Below are 4,234 nucleotides of genomic sequence, written 5' to 3'. Positions count from 1 at the left end.
ATCATCTTCGATGATGCCGACATTGACGGTGCTGTTGACGGTGCGGTCCAGGCGAAGTTCCGCAATGCCGGCCAGACCTGCGTTTCCGCGAACCGCATTTACGTCCAATCGAGCGTTCACGATGAGTTCGTCAAGAAATTCGTGGAAAGAATCCGGCACTTGTCGGTTGGCGACGGATTCGATGCCGGAGTGGACATCGGACCGCTCATCGACAAGCATGCTCTGGCCAAGATCGAGTCTCACATCGCAGATGCCATTGCGAAAGGCGGCACAATACGATGCGGGGGCCAGCGTATCGGCAAGAATGGCACGTTTTTCGAACCCACGGTCCTCACCGAGATTTCCAGCGTCATGGCAGTCGCGCAAGAGGAGACATTCGGGCCGCTCGCGCCGATCATTCGCTTCAACGATGCGGATCAGGTCGTGCGCGAGGCCAATGACACGATCTACGGCCTCGCCGCATACTTCTATGCCTCAAACCTGAAGCGGGTCTGGCGTGTGGCAGAGGCTCTGGAATATGGCATGGTTGGCATCAACACGGGACGCATGTCCTCGGAGGCGGCACCGTTTGGCGGGATCAAACAATCCGGCATCGGGCGGGAGGGTTCCCGTCATGGCCTCGAGGACTATCTGGAAATGAAATATCTTTGCATGGGCGGGATTTGAAACCTGCTGCACTGTCTCTCCGCCCCACCGGGGGGCGGCCTGCGGTCAATGCCGCCACCTAATTGGAAGTTCCAAACGCCGTTGACCTGAAACACGGATGCCCGGCAGGCGACTGAGCTCGCTGCCGGGCCGGACATGCCTTGGGAGGGCATAAGTCAGCGCTCCTAGGGCCGATGGGCCACTCAGTTCGTGCGCCTTTTGCCGATTGCGTTGCATGGGCCGTGCCAAGCCAAAAAGCATTGATAAACCGCCGATGGATCAGCTTTTGCCCTGTTGCGCATTCTACATTGTGGGATATGCGACAATGCCCAAGCGGTTGAATCGTCGTGTTGGAGACGCCCAGACGGGTCATGACTGCTATTCTTAGGACAGTGCGCAGCAAGCCGCTACTCGCTGCACTCCAGGCACACCATTTCCATAATCAAGCGGTGGGTGCTATGTTGACCGAGCTGTCGACCAGGGAACGGTGTGAGGCCTCAAATCCCTCCATATTGTTGCACCCGCCGGTCCAACAGGACTGCAGGTCCGGACTCAAAGGATCTTGGCTGCTATGGCGACATTGCGGTGCACGCCGCTTTCCGACCAATGATGTGCGTCCAGGTCGAGGCCGGCCCTAATGAACCACCGCCTTGGCACCCTCGCCCATCTCATTTCGGCATCGACAAGCTAGACCAGAGCGCACCTTGCAAGGCGCCATGCAGTCCTGTCGGCGGGCGAACTGTTGGTGACGGGTACAGCTGCGAGCGAACGTTCATCCACCGACGCACAGCGCGGACTGTCGCTTTTCAAATTAGGAAATCTCTGTAGCCACCATTCATGAGCGCGCGGCCACGCGAGACGGCCCGACGGATGCGGTCGCGCAGATGATCGCGAGGATCCGCCCAGTCGGCATGGACGCGCCGTTGACCGATGAGAACTTCGGCGAGCTCGCGATGAGGTGCTCCGGCGAGCGAACCGTCGAGCGCACGAAGAACGAAGGACAAACGGACGCCGCGCTTTTCCGGCGCAAACAAGCGGGGGGGCAACTGTTGCCCTAGACTGAGAGCATTGAGGCACTCCAGTCCCCTCAGTCGATGCTTTAAAAGCACCGCGGGCCAGATGGCTTGCGTATGCAGGCAAACAGGGTGGAGGATATTCGCGCCCGAGACGGCGAGCTGCAGCGCGTGGTCCGCATTGCGAAGAAGAACATGCTGGCTCTTGTCGGGCGCCAGCAGGACGGTTGCACGACAGGGCAATGCCGAGAGTTCGAACGGCGGTGTCGGCGACGAGGCAGGCAACCGTTCCGCAATGACCGGCAGCACATGGACGCACCAGAGCGGACACCAGAATACGACCGAAGCGCGGCCACAAGACTCCGCGAAACAGAACACCCCAGCGTGACAGGTCGCCGGCCGACGCGACCATATCGAGAAAGGATTGGAGAGACCAAGTCTTGCAATGCTGGCGCGCAGCGGTCAGATCGCGCTGGAACGCTGGATTGCGGCGTAAGAACTCCCAAGCCCATTCCCGCAGCGTCAGGCCAGCGGTGTAGTCGTATGATCTTTCATCCCGCCAATCGGCCTGATCCGCGCCAGTCAGGAGATTCATGACTGACATCCCCTGCCCGCGCCTGCGTGCGTCGAAACATTATGCCACTTCGCAAAGCATCGGCGAAGGCAGCAGACGTCGAAGACCCCGTTTCGTTGAAGCGTCAGCCATCGCCACTGTCGGCGACAGAAGATGTGCCCAAATTGCCACCAGACCGTCGAACGGGCACAGCGACGGCCAGCGCGACCTGGAATTGATTCCGTAACGGTCATCGGCTCCTGCGTCGCGATCCAGACGTCCCTTGAAGGCGCAGTAGCGCGGCAGTGGATCGCACGCTGCTTGTCGGCAAGTTGTCGTAGCGGCGGCGCCATAGGCACGGTCATCGGAGGGTCTCCTGCGGCAAGTTTTCGCCATTGGAGGCCAATCTCCCCGCTAGGGCAGCCTGTGCAGTTGCACAGGTGAAGCGGATCAATCAGGGGGAGCCATGGCGGAAACTGGATGATGACGGCTTGAGGAGAGCGGCGTATCGAGGCGGGTGATGAAGCCTGCCAGTACCTCTCAAGGAGAGTGATATGCCATGAACGAGACTATCAACACATTGTTCGCCTTCGTCAGCCCGACGAAATCGATGATACCCCGACGGATGTACTTCGCAGCGGCGCGCGCAAATTGCTTGCGCATGCGATCGAGATGGAGGCCGAAGCGTATGCCAAGGCGGTCGACTGACTGACGAAAGATCAGAATGCGTCGCTGGCGCTCTACGATTTCCCCGCCGAACACTGGGATCATCTGCGATCGTCCAATCCCATCGAAAGCGTCTTTGCAACCGTTCGCCATCGCACGGTGCGTAGCAAGGGCTCGCTATCCTGGAAAATCGCCCAGCTGATGGTCTTCAAGCTGGTCATTGCCGCGGCCAGGAGGTGGCACGATTGAAAGGACAAAATCAGTTGCCGAAACTCATCGCAGGTGCCAGGTTCCTGGACGGAATCGAGGTCATCGAAACGAAGCCGCAGAGCGCCGCTTGATCAGCCTCGTCACCCAAATTCCAGCATAGCTCCATCGGAACTGCCAGCCTTCCTTGCCGATCAGGCGCATATCAGCGCTGACGATACCGAGGACGGCGATGGCGGTCACCTCCAGGCCGCCGAGTAACGACCCTCAAAACACCGCACTGGTCGAGGCCAGCCTGAACCGGTATCTTGTGCCTGCCCTCGGGAGTCGCTCTATCCACCATGTGATCGACACCGACATTGCTAACATCACCAAGAAGATCGTCGCCGGGGGTCACCCGCAAGCGGCTAACACGGCCTTCTGGTGTATGCGGGCATTTTTCAACTGGTGTCGCAAACCGCCGCAACGGCTCATCGCGGTTTCCCCGCGAGGGATTGGAAAATCCGGATCCGGCCCCGATCGTCAAGCGCAAGCGAGTGGTGAACGATGCCGAACTGGCGGCTATATGGACGGGCTGTGAGCCCGAACCGGGCGATATCGGCTATTCGTTCGGCTCCATCGTCAAGCTGCTCATTCTGACCGGACAGAGGCGTACGGAAGTTGCCGCGATGCGTTGGTCCTCAACCTTGAAGCCGGAACATGGAACTATCGGGTGACCGCACGAAGAACGAAGAGCCTACGCTTATTCCGCTGTCCACACTGGCGGTGTCGGTCCCCCAGTCGGTACCGAAGACCAATGACACGTTTTTTTCCCTGCGAGGGGCAACGAAAGAAGCCACTTCTCAGGCTACGCGAAGGGCAAGAAGGCTCTAGACGGCAAGGTCAATACTGACGGGGTGGCTTTGGAGAACTGGACCCTTCACGATCTGCGCAGGACGCTCGCGACAAATCTCGGCAGGCGGCAGGTATTGCCACACGTCATCGAGCACATAGTGAACACAAGGCGGCGTCCTTGACAGACATTGGCGAAATCTACAATCTCTATAGCAACGTCAAGGAGAAGCGCGAGGTGTTGCAGATGTGGTCAAATCACATCGAATGGCTGATCAAGCAGGCTGCGGATGACGCTCTGGCGGCGTAGCTGCTGGCA

6 protein-coding genes and 1 pseudogene are annotated in these 4,234 nt (G+C 59.3%); 4 read left to right on the top strand and 3 right to left on the bottom strand.

Annotation, left to right across the window (positions count from 1 at the left end; all coding sequences use genetic code 11):
• Window positions 1-666, top strand: a 666-nt coding sequence (locus EN749_RS31870; protein ID WP_127257889.1) for an aldehyde dehydrogenase family protein, incomplete at its 5' end; no start/stop codon positions are given.
• A gap of 785 nt (window positions 667-1,451) precedes the next feature.
• On the opposite strand, the gene EN749_RS31865 is transcribed toward EN749_RS31870, so the two are convergent.
• Entirely contained in the window at window positions 1,452-1,967 is a 516-nt protein-coding gene (locus tag EN749_RS31865; RefSeq protein ID WP_245329899.1) for a DUF2285 domain-containing protein, read from the bottom strand.
• Between the two features lie 784 nt (window positions 1,968-2,751).
• A complete protein-coding gene (locus tag EN749_RS31855) occupies window positions 2,752-2,982 on the bottom strand; it encodes a hypothetical protein (RefSeq protein WP_127294583.1) in 231 nt (76 codons plus the stop codon).
• Between EN749_RS31855 and EN749_RS31850 the strand changes: the two are divergent.
• Window positions 2,920-3,218, top strand: a pseudogene (locus tag EN749_RS31850) (IS256 family transposase); the annotation flags it as partial. The gene EN749_RS31855 and the pseudogene EN749_RS31850 overlap by 63 nt on opposite strands.
• On the opposite strand, the gene EN749_RS37925 reads toward EN749_RS31850, so the two are convergent.
• Window positions 3,187-3,327: a hypothetical protein gene (locus EN749_RS37925; RefSeq protein ID WP_164546995.1), complete on the bottom strand. Its 141-nt coding sequence runs from the start codon at window positions 3,325-3,327 to the stop codon at window positions 3,187-3,189. The pseudogene EN749_RS31850 and the gene EN749_RS37925 sit on opposite strands and share 32 nt — an antisense overlap.
• A 296-nt stretch (window positions 3,328-3,623) precedes the next feature.
• Here EN749_RS37925 and EN749_RS37920 point away from each other — a divergent pair, with 296 nt between their 5' ends.
• Window positions 3,624-3,800, top strand: a complete 177-nt coding sequence (locus EN749_RS37920; RefSeq protein WP_189367842.1) for a hypothetical protein — start codon at window positions 3,624-3,626, stop codon at window positions 3,798-3,800.
• Between the two features lie 296 nt (window positions 3,801-4,096).
• On the top strand, window positions 4,097-4,225 hold the full coding sequence (locus EN749_RS39485) for a hypothetical protein (protein WP_135907184.1): 129 nt from the start codon (window positions 4,097-4,099) through the stop codon (window positions 4,223-4,225).
• The last annotated feature ends 9 nt before the right edge of the window (window positions 4,226-4,234 follow it).

Origin of the sequence: Mesorhizobium sp. M7A.F.Ca.ET.027.02.1.1 (assembly GCF_004022985.1) — a bacterium.
Classification (GTDB): Bacteria; Pseudomonadota; Alphaproteobacteria; order Rhizobiales; family Rhizobiaceae; genus Mesorhizobium.
This window is presented reverse-complemented; position numbering and strand designations above follow the sequence as displayed.